This is a genomic window from Arachidicoccus terrestris (genome assembly GCF_020042345.1).
In the GTDB taxonomy this organism is placed as follows: domain Bacteria; phylum Bacteroidota; class Bacteroidia; order Chitinophagales; family Chitinophagaceae; genus Arachidicoccus; species Arachidicoccus terrestris.
Genome location: NZ_CP083387.1, coordinates 3,907,003 through 3,922,122, shown reverse-complemented (window position 1 = coordinate 3,922,122; position 15,120 = coordinate 3,907,003). Strand labels below are relative to the sequence as shown.

At 37.3% G+C, this 15,120-nt stretch carries 22 protein-coding genes; 19 read left to right on the top strand and 3 right to left on the bottom strand.

Annotated features, from left to right (window positions below):
- Positions 1-17 precede the first annotated feature (17 nt).
- A complete protein-coding gene (locus K9M52_RS15355; protein ID WP_224069313.1) occupies positions 18-1,691 on the top strand; it encodes a SusD/RagB family nutrient-binding outer membrane lipoprotein in 1,674 nt (557 codons plus the stop codon).
- Between the two features lie 428 nt (positions 1,692-2,119).
- On the opposite strand, the gene K9M52_RS15350 is transcribed toward K9M52_RS15355, so the two are convergent.
- The 3 genes from K9M52_RS15350 to K9M52_RS15340 form a co-directional block, all read right to left on the bottom strand.
- On the bottom strand, positions 2,120-2,665 hold the full coding sequence (locus K9M52_RS15350) for a dihydrofolate reductase family protein (RefSeq protein ID WP_224069312.1): 546 nt from the start codon (positions 2,663-2,665) through the stop codon (positions 2,120-2,122).
- 146 nt (positions 2,666-2,811) lie between these two features.
- Entirely contained in the window at positions 2,812-4,065 is a 1,254-nt protein-coding gene (locus K9M52_RS15345; RefSeq protein ID WP_224069311.1) for a type II toxin-antitoxin system HipA family toxin, read from the bottom strand.
- On the bottom strand, positions 4,055-4,357 hold the full coding sequence (locus tag K9M52_RS15340; protein WP_224069310.1) for a helix-turn-helix domain-containing protein: 303 nt from the start codon (positions 4,355-4,357) through the stop codon (positions 4,055-4,057). Before K9M52_RS15340 ends, K9M52_RS15345 begins: the two co-directional genes overlap by 11 nt.
- 165 nt (positions 4,358-4,522) lie before the next feature.
- On the opposite strand from K9M52_RS15340, the gene K9M52_RS15335 reads away from it, so the two are divergent.
- The 18 genes from K9M52_RS15335 to K9M52_RS15250 all read left to right on the top strand — a co-directional run bounded on the left by K9M52_RS15335 (position 4,523) and on the right by K9M52_RS15250 (position 14,808).
- Positions 4,523-5,161 (top strand): hypothetical protein, encoded by a 639-nt coding sequence (locus tag K9M52_RS15335; RefSeq protein ID WP_224069309.1) that lies wholly within the window; start codon positions 4,523-4,525, stop codon positions 5,159-5,161.
- A gap of 574 nt (positions 5,162-5,735) precedes the next feature.
- A complete protein-coding gene (locus K9M52_RS15330; RefSeq protein WP_224069308.1) occupies positions 5,736-5,993 on the top strand; it encodes a hypothetical protein in 258 nt (85 codons plus the stop codon).
- On the top strand, positions 5,993-6,172 hold the full coding sequence (locus K9M52_RS15325) for a hypothetical protein (RefSeq protein WP_224069307.1): 180 nt from the start codon (positions 5,993-5,995) through the stop codon (positions 6,170-6,172). Before K9M52_RS15330 ends, K9M52_RS15325 begins: the two co-directional genes overlap by 1 nt.
- 67 nt (positions 6,173-6,239) lie before the next feature.
- Positions 6,240-6,497: a hypothetical protein gene (locus tag K9M52_RS15320; RefSeq protein WP_224069306.1), complete on the top strand. Its 258-nt coding sequence runs from the start codon at positions 6,240-6,242 to the stop codon at positions 6,495-6,497.
- A gap of 6 nt (positions 6,498-6,503) precedes the next feature.
- Entirely contained in the window at positions 6,504-6,767 is a 264-nt protein-coding gene (locus tag K9M52_RS15315; protein WP_224069305.1) for a hypothetical protein, read from the top strand.
- Between the two features lie 275 nt (positions 6,768-7,042).
- Positions 7,043-7,204 (top strand): hypothetical protein, encoded by a 162-nt coding sequence (locus K9M52_RS15310; protein ID WP_224069304.1) that lies wholly within the window; start codon positions 7,043-7,045, stop codon positions 7,202-7,204.
- A gap of 116 nt (positions 7,205-7,320) precedes the next feature.
- The gene (locus K9M52_RS15305) at positions 7,321-7,533 is read left to right on the top strand and encodes a hypothetical protein (protein WP_224069303.1); all 213 of its coding nucleotides are present in this window, start codon (positions 7,321-7,323) and stop codon (positions 7,531-7,533) included.
- Between the two features lie 3 nt (positions 7,534-7,536).
- Positions 7,537-8,100 (top strand): hypothetical protein, encoded by a 564-nt coding sequence (locus K9M52_RS15300; protein WP_224069302.1) that lies wholly within the window; start codon positions 7,537-7,539, stop codon positions 8,098-8,100.
- Positions 8,101-8,154: 54 nt separating this feature from the next.
- Positions 8,155-9,087 (top strand): hypothetical protein, encoded by a 933-nt coding sequence (locus K9M52_RS15295; RefSeq protein ID WP_224069301.1) that lies wholly within the window; start codon positions 8,155-8,157, stop codon positions 9,085-9,087.
- Positions 9,087-9,497: a hypothetical protein gene (locus K9M52_RS15290; protein ID WP_224069300.1), complete on the top strand. Its 411-nt coding sequence runs from the start codon at positions 9,087-9,089 to the stop codon at positions 9,495-9,497. The genes K9M52_RS15295 and K9M52_RS15290 overlap by 1 nt, the downstream gene beginning before the upstream one ends.
- A gap of 2 nt (positions 9,498-9,499) precedes the next feature.
- Complete coding sequence (locus K9M52_RS15285) at positions 9,500-9,865, top strand: hypothetical protein (protein WP_224069299.1); 366 nt, start codon at positions 9,500-9,502, stop codon at positions 9,863-9,865.
- Between the two features lie 7 nt (positions 9,866-9,872).
- Positions 9,873-10,328, top strand: coding sequence for a hypothetical protein (locus tag K9M52_RS15280; RefSeq protein WP_224069298.1), 456 nt, complete (start codon positions 9,873-9,875; stop codon positions 10,326-10,328).
- Positions 10,329-10,330: 2 nt separating this feature from the next.
- Positions 10,331-10,879 carry a hypothetical protein gene (locus tag K9M52_RS15275; RefSeq protein ID WP_224069297.1) on the top strand — a complete coding sequence of 183 codons (549 nt, stop codon included), beginning with the start codon at positions 10,331-10,333 and terminating at the stop codon, positions 10,877-10,879.
- 58 nt (positions 10,880-10,937) lie between these two features.
- Positions 10,938-11,921, top strand: coding sequence for a hypothetical protein (locus K9M52_RS15270; RefSeq protein ID WP_224069296.1), 984 nt, complete (start codon positions 10,938-10,940; stop codon positions 11,919-11,921).
- A 61-nt stretch (positions 11,922-11,982) separates the two neighbouring features.
- Complete coding sequence (locus K9M52_RS15265) at positions 11,983-12,465, top strand: glucosaminidase domain-containing protein (RefSeq protein ID WP_224069295.1); 483 nt, start codon at positions 11,983-11,985, stop codon at positions 12,463-12,465.
- A gap of 232 nt (positions 12,466-12,697) precedes the next feature.
- Positions 12,698-12,904 carry a hypothetical protein gene (locus K9M52_RS15260; protein ID WP_224069294.1) on the top strand — a complete coding sequence of 69 codons (207 nt, stop codon included), beginning with the start codon at positions 12,698-12,700 and terminating at the stop codon, positions 12,902-12,904.
- Complete coding sequence (locus tag K9M52_RS15255; RefSeq protein ID WP_224069293.1) at positions 12,901-14,259, top strand: phage/plasmid replication domain-containing protein; 1,359 nt, start codon at positions 12,901-12,903, stop codon at positions 14,257-14,259. The genes K9M52_RS15260 and K9M52_RS15255 overlap by 4 nt, the downstream gene beginning before the upstream one ends.
- A 54-nt stretch (positions 14,260-14,313) precedes the next feature.
- Complete coding sequence (locus tag K9M52_RS15250; protein WP_224069292.1) at positions 14,314-14,808, top strand: hypothetical protein; 495 nt, start codon at positions 14,314-14,316, stop codon at positions 14,806-14,808.
- Positions 14,809-15,120 lie beyond the last annotated feature (312 nt).

The following is a 15,120-nucleotide window of genomic DNA, read 5'->3' as shown; positions in this document are numbered from 1 at the left end:
TCGTTAAAATCACAGTCATGAAAATATTAACTATTATTAAAATATCCATTTTATCCATCTTGCCAGCAATAGTAATGATGGCCTCTTGTACAAAAAAGTTGGACGAAGCATATACCAATCCTAATTCACCGCCGGATGAACCGGTCGAGAATATATTTCCCAGCTTAATCGGAAGTATTATCGGAAGTTCAGCGGCTGCAGGATCCGCGTATGGAATTGCCGGTGATGGTATCTATATTGGCAGATATGTACAATACTGGAATAATTATGTAGCCACAGCCACAGACAACGGAGGAACTCAATATGACCGAATGGGAGGAGTATTAGGTTCCAGCGACGCCTTTGGAAGCATGTGGGCAGCTTTTTATTTTGGCCATGGACAAAACCTAAACTATATCGTATCCAGAGCCAGTGCAGAAAATCAATGGGATTTTGTGGGAGGAGCCAGAGCCCTGAGAGCCTGGGGCTGGCTGGAACTTGGTAATGAATATGCCAATGCGATTATTATTAAGCAGGCCTTTGATGTTGACCGGTCTACTTTTGATTATGACTCCCTACAATTGGCATACGATTCGTGCAGGGCAGCCTGCTTTGATGCCCTTGCTGCATTTGGTAAAGCGCAGGGAGGATCTGCCAGTTTTAAAACAGCGGATGCCTATTTTAACCAGGGAGATATCCAGAAATGGCAAAAATTCGCTTACGGCATACTAGCCAGGTCTTACGCATATTTATCTAACAAATCTAATTACAGTGCGGATTCAGTGATTAAGTACGCAACACTGGCAGCACAAACAAATGCGGAGAACACAACAGTTAAATTTTCTGCGATCGGAACTTCTGGAAGCTCCAACTATTACGGGCCTTTCAGGGGCAATGTAGGTAGCCTGCGTCAATCGGCCTATATTGCAGATTTACTTTCAGGGAGGAATCCGGAAGCACTTACAGGAGTGCAGGACCCGAGGGCTTGGTACCTTTTACGGGAAAATAAAGAAGGAACATTTTATGGAGTGACAATTGGCAAAGGCTTAGATGAAACTTTACCGGAAGAAAAATGGCCCACCAATTTCTGGGGCAAATCAGGCCTTTCTACCTCCAGCCCAGCAACAGATTCCGGAAGATATATTTTCAGGGATAATGCGGAGTTTCCGATTATGACTGCATCTGAAATGCAATTTCTTCTGGCCGAGGCATATTACAGAAAAGGAGAGAAGGCAAACGCATTAAGCGCCTATAAAAACGCTATCAGTTTAAACTTCGACATGTTAAGTACGAAATATGCCACGAATGTGCCTAGTGGACATCAAATCAACACCATCAATAAAACACTCTATCTCAATAACATAAGCGTAGTTCCTGTTTCCGCAAGCAATTTAACGCTGTCACAAATTATGATGCAAAAATATATAGCATTATATGGGTGGGGTATTCAGGAAACCTGGGCGGATATGCGCAGGTTTCATTACACCGACAAAGATCCAACAACCGGTAAACAGATATACGCGGCCTTTAAACCGGCTGGCGGCACTTTGTTCGTTAATAACAACGGCAAATACGTTTATCGTGCAAGACCCCGATATAACTCCGAATATCTTTATGACATTCCCTCACTAAAATCAGTAGGGGCTGTCGATGCAGAAGGATCACAGGTTGTGGATTATCATACAATGGAAAGCTGGTTCTCGAAACCTTAACCTGGGTAAAACTAGACAAAATTTATTTCAATCCCCAAAAACCAGAAACAATCATCCCAGTTGTTTCTGGTTTTTATTTTTGAGCAGAGCAACACGGATTATATTCTCTTTCCGAATAGTCTATATTCATTTTGTATATACTTTCTTGCTTAGACAAGAAAGAATCGTTCCACAAACACTGCTGTACCTGATTTTATATAAACTCCTTACCTTAAGTAAATCCTGATTTGTATAACCCTTTAATTACACGGTTTACAGTGAAAGACGAAGCTTAATCTGAAGCAATTAAAACCAGCCACACTTCGGCCAAATCGAGCGAAATTTTTAGGAAAAAATGAGCGACGGAGAGGCAATTTATTGATCCACCAATTCCGGGTAGTAGATTCCCGGCTCCATCTCATATCCTCTTTAAGAAAAGCATCTCGTAGCTATTTCGGCTCATAATAAAGTATTACTGCACCACCTTTAAATATTTTGGTATCCACAAGCTTAAAAATAGTCTTCCTACTTATATTGTCAAATAACCGCAATCCATTGCCTGCAACAACCGGGTGAATACAAATTTGGTATTGATCAATCAATTCAAGTTTCATTAGTTGTATAATTAAACTGCGGCTGCCAATTAAAATATCTTTGCCAGATTGCTGCTTTAGCTCTAAAATGGTCTCTTTTAAATCATGATCTGCGACAGTGGCGCTTTTCCAATCTACACTTTTAAGCGTATGTGAGAAAACAATTTTTGGGATTTTGTCAATTGCAATAGCAAAGTCATTCATCGACCTTTCTGCCGAAGGGCGTTCTAAAAATGTGCGCCAAAATTCCATAAGGTTGTACGTAGTTCTCCCATATAAAATCACGCTTCCCTGGTTCAATAATTCTGTATAATGTTGATGGATTTCTTCATCTGGCAACCCTGCAGTATGGTCGCAATTCCCATCTAATGTCATATTGAATGCGGCAATTACCTTTTTCATATAAATATTCTTTTAGATGTTTTTGTCGGCTATTCTTAAACTGATGACCGAGGTTTAAAGATACGACAGAAGTGACAGAAAAAAAGCATATTCAATTCAATTAGCACTAACCTTCTGTTGAATCACAAAAATTCGCTTTTGGAAATCTAAATTTTTATAAATTCTGACTTAATCTGATCAATCAAGCTTTTAGAAATTGATAACGAGGTCGCATAATCTTCGAACTTATCAACTGCTTTTACCACTTGGTCTATTAATGTATGGTAGTCTTTAATATCGTTCTGCACGGCAACGATTTCCAAATCTTCTCTTTTAATATCCTGATTTTTACCATTCACTGTTAAACTATGCCTATTTACATAAGCCGGAGCGCCAAGGTCAACACTAAAAGTCAGGTCATAGGCAGGGGATAGGCGCCATTCCCCATTATGGTCCATACAGAACGAGAAATTCTTATTATGATCATCAACATTACGCGTAAGTACATTGAAGACCATTCTTAAGTAATGTTGCCTGCTATCCTCAAAAGGTAGATTCAGGCGGCGGATAACGCCAAAAATACCTTCATAGCTATTAACGAAGGGAGCCATTGCCGCCAATGTTTGGGTATGAATTTTCCGATTGCCTTTTCTGTCAAATCGTTGCGTTAAAAAATGAGTTATGTTCCCATATTGACGTAGCTCAGATGGCATTATATAAACACCGGCATCCAATGCCATTTGGTAATAGATAAACTCCAACTTAGCAAACGGATAAACAGAATTATCATCATACTTTAGAATATAATGTTGGTACCCTTTCGGAATGTTTCCCTGCCCAGAAATAACCTCCTGGGTTGCCTTATTAATAGCAACAATGGCTTTAGGGCGTTTTCCACCCGGAGATGAACTGATTTTTATTAAATCCTGCCAATGAATGGAATTTCCCTTATCTAAAACAGTCGCTTCTCTGCGATTAAGTACCTGTTTTGCAAACTCATATAATCCTTGAACGTCAACAGTAAAGGTGCTCTCATCGCCGAGAGCTTTTGCAGGTACATACTCTAATGCACCTATTGCTCTATTTCCTATAAATGAAAGATGATCAATTGGGCTAATACTCTTAGTTGAGAGATTATTATCCCGCAACCATGCATTAAAAAGTGAGTTTCCCCATTTGTCGGGCAACGAATCAGCAATCATAGGTGGAAGACCTTGATATAATTTGTCTTTGTCACCTAACCAGGGAAGCAACTTTTTACTACGAGGTGAATTTATTGACATAGTAATCGGAGCAATATCCAATCCCAATGAAAGGAAAGAAGTATCGTATTCAAAAACGGCTACATTGGCTTTTTCATCCCAATTAAGATAACCAACATCTAAGTCCCAAAGCTTTATTTTTACAACATTAGTTTCCATTATTTCTGTTTTTTTGTTTCTTAAAAAGAGCTTTAGGGCTCATTGGCAATTCAGGTAATAGTTTGTCAATCTCTCCAAGTGAGTCAATTACTCGGAGTAATCTAATAAAGGATGAGATCGTAATACCTGTAGATGCACCATTTTCGAAACTACTTATTGTGAAAATGCTTAATCCTGATCTATAAGCAACCTCTTTCTGTGTATAACCCATTCGTTTTCGATAGACGCTATATCGCCTTCCTAATTCCTTCACAAGTTCATTTCCTGATTTTTCGTTAATATCATCAAGCATAAAACATAATTTGACACAATTATATAGATATATCTATACAAATATAAGAAAATTAAGATAATTATAGATATATCTATATAATTTTTAAATGGAAAAGTGATTTTAATGCATGCCGTATGCCATTAAAAAATGTACATTTGAATAAGAAAGATCAAAACCCGACCAATGACCCCAATAAATGTTATCAAAGATCAATATGCCAGAATGTCGGATGACGAATTATTGCACCTGTCCAAAAATGAAGCCGACCGGCTCACGGTAGAATCCTTCCGATTATTAATGGATGAATTTCGGTTAAGAAATCTTGATCTGGGAATTCTTGAAGCAGCCAAAACGGAAAAAGAACTGTCAGGTCTATTCGTAAAATCAGAGATGGAAAAGAACGCAGCCATTGAATTTAATCAATCATTGTTTGACTACGTGATAGAAGAAAGACAAAAGGGAAAAACCACGATCGAACTATACAACAGACTAATAAAAAAAGGCCTCACTGACCAGTGCGCATTTGTCTATATACAAGGTTTAAATTCCAGGTTAAAACGCGTAATAGAGCATTTCGAAGCCAATATGATTCTCGGTTGTGTATTGACGGTTGTGGGTCTGGCGATACTTACCCTTTATCTTATGGACTACTTCAAGAGCGTCTATGTGATATTCGGAATCTTTTTAATAATCGGAGGAATCGTTGGGACAGTAATTAATTCGATTAACAAGTCAAAATATCAAAAGATTCTAAAATCACTAGAGTCAGACCCACTGAAGTTATCATATCCATATGGTAGGATTGATGCCACTTTAAACTAACAAAATTCCGCTATACCCAATTTTTAAGCTAGCTCTGCCCTCATAAAGGATTATAAATGCTCCTGATATAGGGATTAAAAATGCCGGGGGGCTGGTATTATCTAGCTGGGAAGTTAACTGGGTTAATAGATAAAACAAAATCGGTACAACACCGCTGTTAAAGCACCGAACACTTTCTTTAATATTCTCTAAACCTCGCGACATTTTCAGAATCCCCAAAGTGTTAAATTTATCGACTTCCGGTAACGAATGTAAAGGTAGACGTTATTCATTTCTGTATCCGGTCTCAAAATCAAACGATCACTTTCTATTAAACTCCAATTCAACATAATTTCGGCTTGAAACAATGAGCCGGCATGGGGAGTAGAAGATTTTAAATGCATTTAACATAATATAAATTATAGGAAATTTTTTAAAGCGAAAAAAGGCCAGTGTTTTCAAGGATTTCGTTTGTTAATAGATAATAAATATTAACTATATGACGTTTGGGGAATCAGTTCTTTGAAAATGCGGATTCACACGTTTTGTGTGTCTTATAGATTTTTCTTTTTTTAATTTATTAAAACATTTCCCTATGGGCTTTAACTATTCTCACGCTAATAAACGGCACTTAATCAAGGTTTTAAAAGATTATAGAGGTTGTATTATTCAGGCTAATATTAAGAATTTAGAGTTTATGATGTCTGGAATCCCTCTTTTTAATCGTCCCGAAGTGTTAAAACTTCGGCCTTATCATGAACGTAGATTAAAGCAGTATAAAAAGCTTGAAGCTTATGTAAATTTTATCATTGCCGATCTAGAAGGTTCGGCAGGTCCTTTTAAACTAAAATAATGGATACATTATCGCACGTTGTCAAAATCGGTGCTGCTGCGGGTTCTTCCGTTGTTGCTATGGGTACGGTTGCCCCCTCGTCTAATGATGAGCTTTTAAAAACGGTTATCGCTACGGTGGTTTCCGTTGTTGTTCATCTGATTTTTAATCTTTTTTCCAAACGGAAAAAGGACGCTTAGTACTTGCCTATGAAAAGTTCAGTATAACTGCCTTTTCTTATTTTTTATTCACTTTAAATTTTACTTTATGGCTGCAAAAAAAACTGCTCTTGCCGCTTTCAATGATGCTTTTAAGGCTTCTTTAGAAACTGCTCCTTACCCTTCTACGTCTGTAGGCTTTAATAAGCTGAAACGGTCTATAATTGAAAAAGAGGAAGGCGAAAGAATCAGCTTTTATCTTGATCGCTCTTCGGCTTTGGAAGCTTCTATACAGGCAATGAAACTTGGGATTACTACTGATGAATTATTTAGGCGTTTGATTTGGTTGTTTGTTTCTTCTAAGTAACTGTTTATGAATTATTTTGATTTTAAACAGAAGGTGTTTTATGAGTATTTCGACCCAAAACAAGTATTGCTGTTTTATTATCGGGATAATAAGACGGGTAAAACCCATCGGTATAACTGCGGCCTTTGTGGTGGTTCTTTCGGTGCTGCACTTAATAAGATGGAAGATTTTCGGGGTGATATTTATTTCAGTTTGAAGTCTGGCCGTTTTACAATGCTTCGTTATAGGTTGATTTCTTATTTTGATTCTAAGAAACTTCCTGATTATTAATCCTTTAAATTAATTTTTATGGCTCGTTTTTCTGGTCGTCATTCAAAGGTTTTTAAAGTTCGTTTTCGGTTTTATGATCGGGAGCGAAATAAATCCTTTACCCGTGTTGGTTCAGGTAACAATAGTCATGCGTGCCTTAAGGCTGTTTTTGAAAAAAACCGGACTATTAGAAAGCGTTATAAGCTTGGGGCTATTGTTATGTCTGGTTATGACTACCTAAATACGTCTTTTTACAGGTATTAATTAGTATTTTACATTTATTAAATTTATGTAATATGAAATTTGAAATTAAGATGATCGGCCTTGAAGGTCTCACATGTACGGACTTCTTTTATAGTCTTAGCCTTGTCGGTGCTGTTTCTGCTTGTTTCAGTGCTTATCCTGCCTTACAGGGCAATGATCTGCGTATTGTTTCTGTAATTGAGGTTCAGGATTGATTTGCTGGGTTTGAAAATGATGGCGCATGTGCTATAACATGCGCCAAACAGTCCCACTAATGGGACTATTTGTTAAATCCTTCCTTGTTCTGTTAACATTTAAATTTTATTCAAAAATGGCTCGTTTTAGAAGATTTCGTAGACGTTATCGCCCTATGCGTAGACGTCGTTTTTATCGTCGTCGTCGTGGCGGTGGCAGTAGGCATATTACTCACAAATCCAAAATCTTTGGTTTTCCTATTCTTCTGGTTGCTGCTGTAGCTGCTTTTTTCTTCATTCCCCAATTTAAAAGCCTTGTTTTAGGTTTGATTGGTAAAAAGGAGGACTAAGTTTTGTTTAAACGAACGAAGATTTTCGGCGTTTCTCTGCTCACTATTTTGATGCTTGTTGGTTTTTTCTTTAGAGAGAAAATTCTCGATTTCTTCAAAAGTCTGTGCGCCAAAATTTCTGGGGAACATGGGGAACTTGACCCCGAAGACCTTAAAGACCATTTAGCACATACGGTCGCTTCTGTTGTTGCTCCCCATGCTGCCAGTAAAGCTGCTGCTAAGACAGTTGCTAAAGTTCATGCTAAACCGACTGCTAAGGCTGTTGCCCATCCGGCTGTTAAGGCCGTTGCTCACGCTGTGGCAAAAAAACCGGTTGTTCACGCACCGGTTAAACCGATTTGTCATCCGGTGGCAAAGCCTGCTGTTCATGCAGTTGCAAAGAAGGTTATTAAGGCTCCTATTAAACCAGTTATTCATGCTGCTAAAAAGCCGGTTGTCAAGGTTGTTCCTAAGAAGCCGGTTGTTAAGGTTGTTCCTAAAAAAACCGTTGCTCCTGTTCATCATACTGTAGTTGCAAAAAAGCCTGTGCATCCTGCTGTTGCCCATATTCTTAAAAAGAAAAAATAATTTTCTTCTTAAGCTTTAAAAAATTTAGTATTTAATTTAATAATTCAAAATCCAATGATTGTAAAAGTTGGCGAATCCAGACAGGATATTGTAAGGTCTGGAACTTATAACAGTGTCAATGTAAATTTGTACGTTGTTGCTGCTGCTGTTAATACTGCGTTTGTTGACGCTGATGTTAAAAAGCAAAATGTCTCTATTAAAGTAGTTTTAAAGCGTTCTGGTCAGCAGCATATTATTATGCAAGATAACCTGTTGCTTTTGGGTACTTATAATAGCTTGAAAAAAGGCTATGCGGAGTTTAATAAGGGTATCGTTAAGGCTGCCGCTGCGGCTGCTGTTAAAGAGGTGCGTTTGTTCCCTGTTACCCTGAATTTTGGGGGTCATATTCGTGTCTCTGATGGTGATGAATTGATTGTAGAAGTTACTCCGGCTTTGACTGGTTTATTTTCTGCCAATGTAGATACCGCCCTTTCTTATGTAGAGTTCCAAAGTAACCCGTCTATTGGTTATGAGGTCGGTATTTTCAGTACGATTTCCGAAGTAGTACAGCAGAATACCAACAAGCAAAGCTTTAGCCCAGGTGATAATGTTGTCCGTATGGCGCTGCTGAATTTTGATAAAACTTCGCTTGCAAGTGAAGTTGTTACCAACTTAAATATTTCTTCTGATCGGCTTGATGTTTCAATGTCTTTTAATCAGTTGTTAGCTGCTGAATTGCTGCAATATGACGATAAGCAGAGACTTGATTATTCAACCTCTACCCCTGCCCTTCCGCAGTCCTTTTTCCTGTTTGATGGTCTTAAAACTGGCGATGAGTTGGATACGGTTAAAGTGGATGCTTCTTTTAATTCCGCTAATGTGGCCAGTTCTTCAAACTATTTGGTATCTACAAAATATGTTACCAATATTGAAATGCTTACCGATGCTGCGGAGCGTTCCGCAAAGCATGGTCAAGAGAAAATAGACCGCATTAACGAGATGAGCTAATGGGGCTTTTCTCTAAAAAGCCGGGCGGTACTTTTTTTGGCAACCTCTTGAGAGGGGTTGCCAATACCGCTACGGGTGGTCTACTTGGGAACGGTGATAATATGATTCCTGTTGGTGGTACTATGACAAATAAAGAGTACGCACGCAGGATTGCCGAAGCAACTAAAAAGCAAAATTCTTTGTTGAATGGCTTAAACAGTGCTGCGGCTTCTGTCCTTCCCTCCGCTTCGAATACGCCGACTATTCGCAATACTTCCGCTTCCCGCTCCCCTTCTGACCCTCTTGTTGATTTGAATGATTATGTGAAACTGCCTACTTTAAATATGGGCGTTGATACAGGCAATCAAAACAATTTGATTTTGTTAGTTGGTGGTGGTTTGCTTCTGTATCTGTTAATGAAAAAACGTTAGCAGTGAATCCCCTAAGCATTTTACAGGGCGGTATTGGAATGGTTACGGGTTTGTTTTCCGGTGGCAAAGCCGGTAATGCAAAGGGTCAGCAATTAATAGCGCAGTTTAATCAAATTACTGAACTTAATAAACAGGCAGAAGCTTTGCTTAAACCCTCCATTCCTTCAACTGCTGCACCTGCTTCGTGGGTGTCAAATGTTAGGCAGGATAACACAAGTACCATTGCTGCGAATGATTTGCCCTCTTGGACTGCTCCGCAAACGCAATATGATGATGTTGTTGTTACTGCTTCCGCTTCCAAAAAGCCTAACTGGCTTTTATGGCTTGGTTTAGCCTTATTGGCTGTTATTGTTTTAAAGAAAAAATAATCTTGTAATGAAAATTTATCAATTATTAGAGCAGTTGATTGCTCGCTTTGTGCCTTTGGATGATGCTACTAAAGCAGAATTGCATTTAGAGAGTGTTAACGTCTATTCCAAAATAGCCAATGAAAGATTGGCTATTATTGAAGAAAACGAGCGTATTAAAGCCGCTAATGAGAAGGGGGCAGATCAGATCGATTATATCCCTATTATGCCAAAAAAGATGCCTTTGAAAATGCGTATTGTTGGTGTTCTTGAGCAATGGTACATGCGTTATTTTTTTGCTGTTCTTTTCATTTTCTTAGTTCCTAAAATTAAAAGTTATATCAACGGAGAGGGTTCTGCCCGTTCCCGTGATTCTGATGATTTCGATGATCATGATGATGATGATTATGATGATCTTGATGATGATGATGATGCGGAGTACGAAGAGTTCAGACGTTGGAAAAAACGGCGGTCAATGCGTTAACTATGTATAAAATAAAAAGGTTTATGAAGGGTAGCGGTTTGCTACCCTTCATTTTAATTGGCATTCTGGTAGCTGTCTTGCTATCCAAATTGGGTATATTTAATTTGTTTGAAGGCCTTGGAAATACGATTAAGCACCTTACTAATAATCAGGGTGCGGAGGTCGCTAAACAAAATGCTGATGCTGTTCATGATAAAATAACTTCAAAAGTTAAAATTACTTCTTATCATCAGGAACAGGCAAATATTATTGCTAATTGGATTAATGTTACCCGTTATGATTTTCTTTCTTCTGATTTCTGGCATAGAAAAACACCTCCCGTTTATCAGCAAAAGGTTTATGATTTAATACACACAATGCCTAATGCTGATGTTGCCGGTATTATTGCCGCTTATGGCGCACGTAATTTAAATGAGCGTCATTCTCCTGTCACCGGTTGGCTTACTGATACTCCTTTAACGCTTCCTGAACAGGTTGAAGTATCATTTACCGACCCTATGTTAGAAAAGACTTCAAATGTTCTTTCTATTGCTTTAAAATACTATGGTTAATGGTTCGTTGCTTGTCTGGTGGAAATTGTATTTAATTTTTAATTTAAAATTTATTTTTATGCAAAGTGATCTTGGTTTAAAACAGTTTTTGGATGTTGATTTTGTGCATTCTTTAGTTAGGAAAAAATATACTAACTGTCAAGTGCAAATGGTGGAAAGTTGTTCTTTCTCGTTTAATAATTATCTTTTTAAAGATCAGGTTAACTCCGTTTTTAGTGGTAAGTTTATTTATGTAGGTTATGTTTCTGTTTCGCCTGCATCTTCTGGGGGTATTCCTGTTGATGGTTGGGCTAAACCTCGTGTTAATTGTGTTGAACCTTGGTTAATCTGTAATGGTGTTTATTTTATCCCTAATGTCGGTTCCTTGGTTCCTGTTATTTTTGATAATGTTGCTTTAATCATGGGACAGGAATTTGCTTTTAGTTTTATTGGATTTAGGGTATATGTTGAGGGCTCAATTGATAATTTTACTCCAGCTGTATTTAACTATACGGATTTATTTACTCGTTTGGATTTTAGCAAATTTTGTGTTTTCGGGTTAGGTGATTATTGCGGCTTTTTGATTCCAAATAATACAACAACACGTTTTGACGGTGTTGTTTTTCGTTCGGGTTCTTTTGAACGTGCTGCTTTAGGCGTACCTGCTGAACAAGCGCAATTTGTTCAATTGTTTTTCCCTGCTGATGATCTGCGGATTGGCTATATGAATGCAGGCTATAAACCTGGCGATTATGGTTTTGGGCGTATCGACCTTTTAAAGGACTTTTATTTTGGTTCTGATCACTTTTCTTTTGTGGTTGATGATTCTGTTGATTCTGCGACTATTGTTTGTGGTAATAAGACTATTAGTTACCTAAAATCTTCAGGTGTTACTACGCAAATTGTTTTGTGGTCTGAATTTTCTAATGCTGTTGATACTAGTAAACCTATCGTGTCCGTTCCAATTACCTTTGCTGATGGTAAGGTTTATTTGCCCGGTAGTGGAGTTGTTACTGATTTTGGTGTTGCTTATGGTTCTCTTTCTTTTAAGTTTTCCCGTTAAGTTTTTTTGCCACTGATTAATTTCAGTGGCAATTTTTAGTAATTTTTAAAATTTTAATTTTATGTCTATTGAAAAAACTATTTACGATGCTGCTTTACCTCGTCTTAAAAGACATTTTTCTGACAGTCAAAGTAAGCGTTTAGCTTCTTTTATGGTTGCTCAATCCCGTTATGAGAGTGCCAACTATACAAGCCATGTTTTTAAGGCTAACAATAATGCTTTTGGTTATAAATATTACGGTGCTTCCGATTATCAGTTAGGTCAGGGAATTATTTCTAACGAGGGTAACCCTTATGCTGATTATTCTACTATAGATAATTCAGCCGAAGAGGTTGCCGATTGGTTAGGCCGTAGGCAATCGGATTTTGAAAATGTCAACACTTTACTTGGTTATGCCGAAGCCTTGAAAAAAAATGACTATTACGGCGAAACGGCTGTACAGTATGCAGCCGGTCTTGCCGTTTATAAGTACTCTTCTGGACTTACTACGGTCGCCTTATTTCCTCTTTTGTTAGTTGGCGGATACCTTTTATTTAAACGGTGATAAAATGGCAAATAGCAAGTGTTATTGCTCGTTTTATGCGGTTCGTGGTTCTGACCCTAATTATAAGTTTACTTTTCGGGTGAATAATGAGAAAAACGCGCGCGATTTGTTACGGAAGTTTTCCGGTGTTCGTGCGGCTTATCTTTATAGACGTTCCCGCTTGAATAATGAAATTATCTTTTCAAAGCGGTTAATCTAACCGCTTTTTTTATTTCTTTTAAAATTTCAATTTATGGAAAATATGAAAGCTTGGGCAGATTGTCAGAAATCTGCTGTTTATATTGTTGCGACTAAAAAGCCAAACGGTGAAGGTTGGGAGTTGTCCCCTCTTATTACGTCCTCTAACAAGGCTTACAAAATTTATAATCGTATGCTAAATTTTGGGTTTGAGGTTGATTTGATTAAGTTGTTTATTTCAGATAAATATTTAAAAAAATGATTGATACCATTATTTTTAAAATTCATAACCTTCAAAAAAAATATCCGCAATTATATGAGCAATTATACGCCCCGTCTCGCAAAAAAAATACGGTTTTGGAAGCTGTGGCCGATGAAGATACTGGCGAGATTCTTAAAAATTCCTTCCTTCATAGTTATGTTTTTCATGACACTAATCGTGTCCTCCCTGTTAGTTATCGTTCTGTGCTTCCTAATAATTCTTATCATTATAGTGTGTCTTTTAGGGTTAATTCTACCGAAGATTTTGCGGAGTTTAATTTTTCTGTACCGAAATATCTTTACGGGCAAAATGTACAGCAATTCATCTCGCTTGCGGAGCAGAGCTCAAGGGTAACTTATTCTTTGTTACTTAAATTTTTGGTTGATTTCTTTGATCAAAATTTTTCTTTGCAACGTCCTGATTTTTCAGATATTGAGATTTCAAGGATTGACCTTTGTTATAACCAGTTTTTTAATAGTAAGGAAGATGCTTTGTTGTACTTGGATTATCAAAAAAAGCTGCATCAGACGAAAGCTAAGAGTGACAAAAATAGGTGTCGTACTTATGGTACTTCTATTATGTATACTACCCGCCGTTATTCATTTAAAATTTACCACAAAGGAACAGAATTTGAAAAGCATGATAAGAGGGCTATTGTAAAGGAAAAGAATAAAAGAAATTTAGACCTTGAATATTTTCAAAGACAAGCTGATTGTATTCTGCGTTATGAAATGACGTTCCGTAATTCTCAAATAAATTATCTATTCGAGCGTTATTTTTACTCTGGTAAAAAACATGCGGCCAATGTTAATTTTGCGTCTGATTCATATGCAATCCGGTTACGTAGGTTTACAAAACTGACAAAGCAAAATAATGTTGAGACTTTTATAGGTTATAGTAAAAAGTTCTTTTTGCATTCTTCTTGGGATAATCCGGATTATTGTGATACGGTTATGTTGACTGAGCCCGTTTTGAGTTTTAATTTTTCCATCTTTAATATTTTGTATTTGGAGTTCTGGGAGCGTGTGCGGGAATATCAGATAAAGAACGATTTGGATATTAACGCTATTGTCAGTAGGATTAATAACTATAATGGTGATGTTGAGTTAAAAAATAAGCTTAGGGCTGACCCTCAAAAACAGGTTCAAAACTTCCGGTTGTTGTCTACTGCGCTATTGGTTCAGTCTGGCTTTGATATTGCTGAATTTAAGCAGTATTTGCCCAAAACGAGTTATTACAGGCTTTTGGATGATCTTAAAAAGATCGGGCTTTCTACCCGCTCCGCTGCCCTTAATATCCCCTCTCCTGCTCTTGATTACGTCGAGTACAAAATTTATTTTCTGAAATACCATTAAGGGACGCTATATGTGTCCCTTTTTTTATATATTTATGTTCTAAAACTTTTAGTTATGAGTAAGATTGCCGATTTTGTAAATGCAGGTTTGAATTATGCCAATAGGCCAAAATCTTTTAGAGATGGTGATAAGTTTGAAGATTGGGTTATACAGGGTTTTGATAAAAGATATTTTGACTTGCTTAAGAGAACTTCGGACAGTGTGCAAAATTCGGTTAGGTATGCTGTTGGTGATCGTGACTATGATTTTCTTATGTTTGATAAATGGCTAAAGCGTGAGTTTGCAGTAGAATGTAAGTACCGTTCTGAATCCGGTACGGTTGATTTGTGTACACCTGAAAAGTTTGAGCATTATAAAAAGGTTGCTGCTTCTGTCCCTTTCTTTTTTGTTTTGGGTGTCGGTGGTAAACCTAATCAACCTGTTGATGTTTTTGTAATTCCTATTTTGAAAATAAAGTATTCCCGTTTCGTCTGTGGTTCTGACTTTGCAAAACGCTTTTCTTTGGATGTAGATTTTATATATTCTAATCATCTTTGGAGCGGCTTTTAATACTTGCCTATGAAAAGTTCAGTATAAAGTTATTGCCATCGTTACAAACAGTCCCAATAATGGGAATCTTGGAGCGGTGGCGTTTTTGTTTTCTGCTTTCTTTTACCTCATATTCTCTTGTTTATTTCTTGTCTATGAAAAGTTCAATATAAAATTTTGTCTTTCTCTTCTCTCCCACTGTTCCAAAATTCCCGTTTCTGGAACTACTTGGAACAGTAGTAAAATATTTCTGCTTTTTATTTGGCTATGTTAAATTTTATGCATTATCTTTGGTGTAGTTCTTTGCTGCGGTTACTCTATTTAACCGCTTTT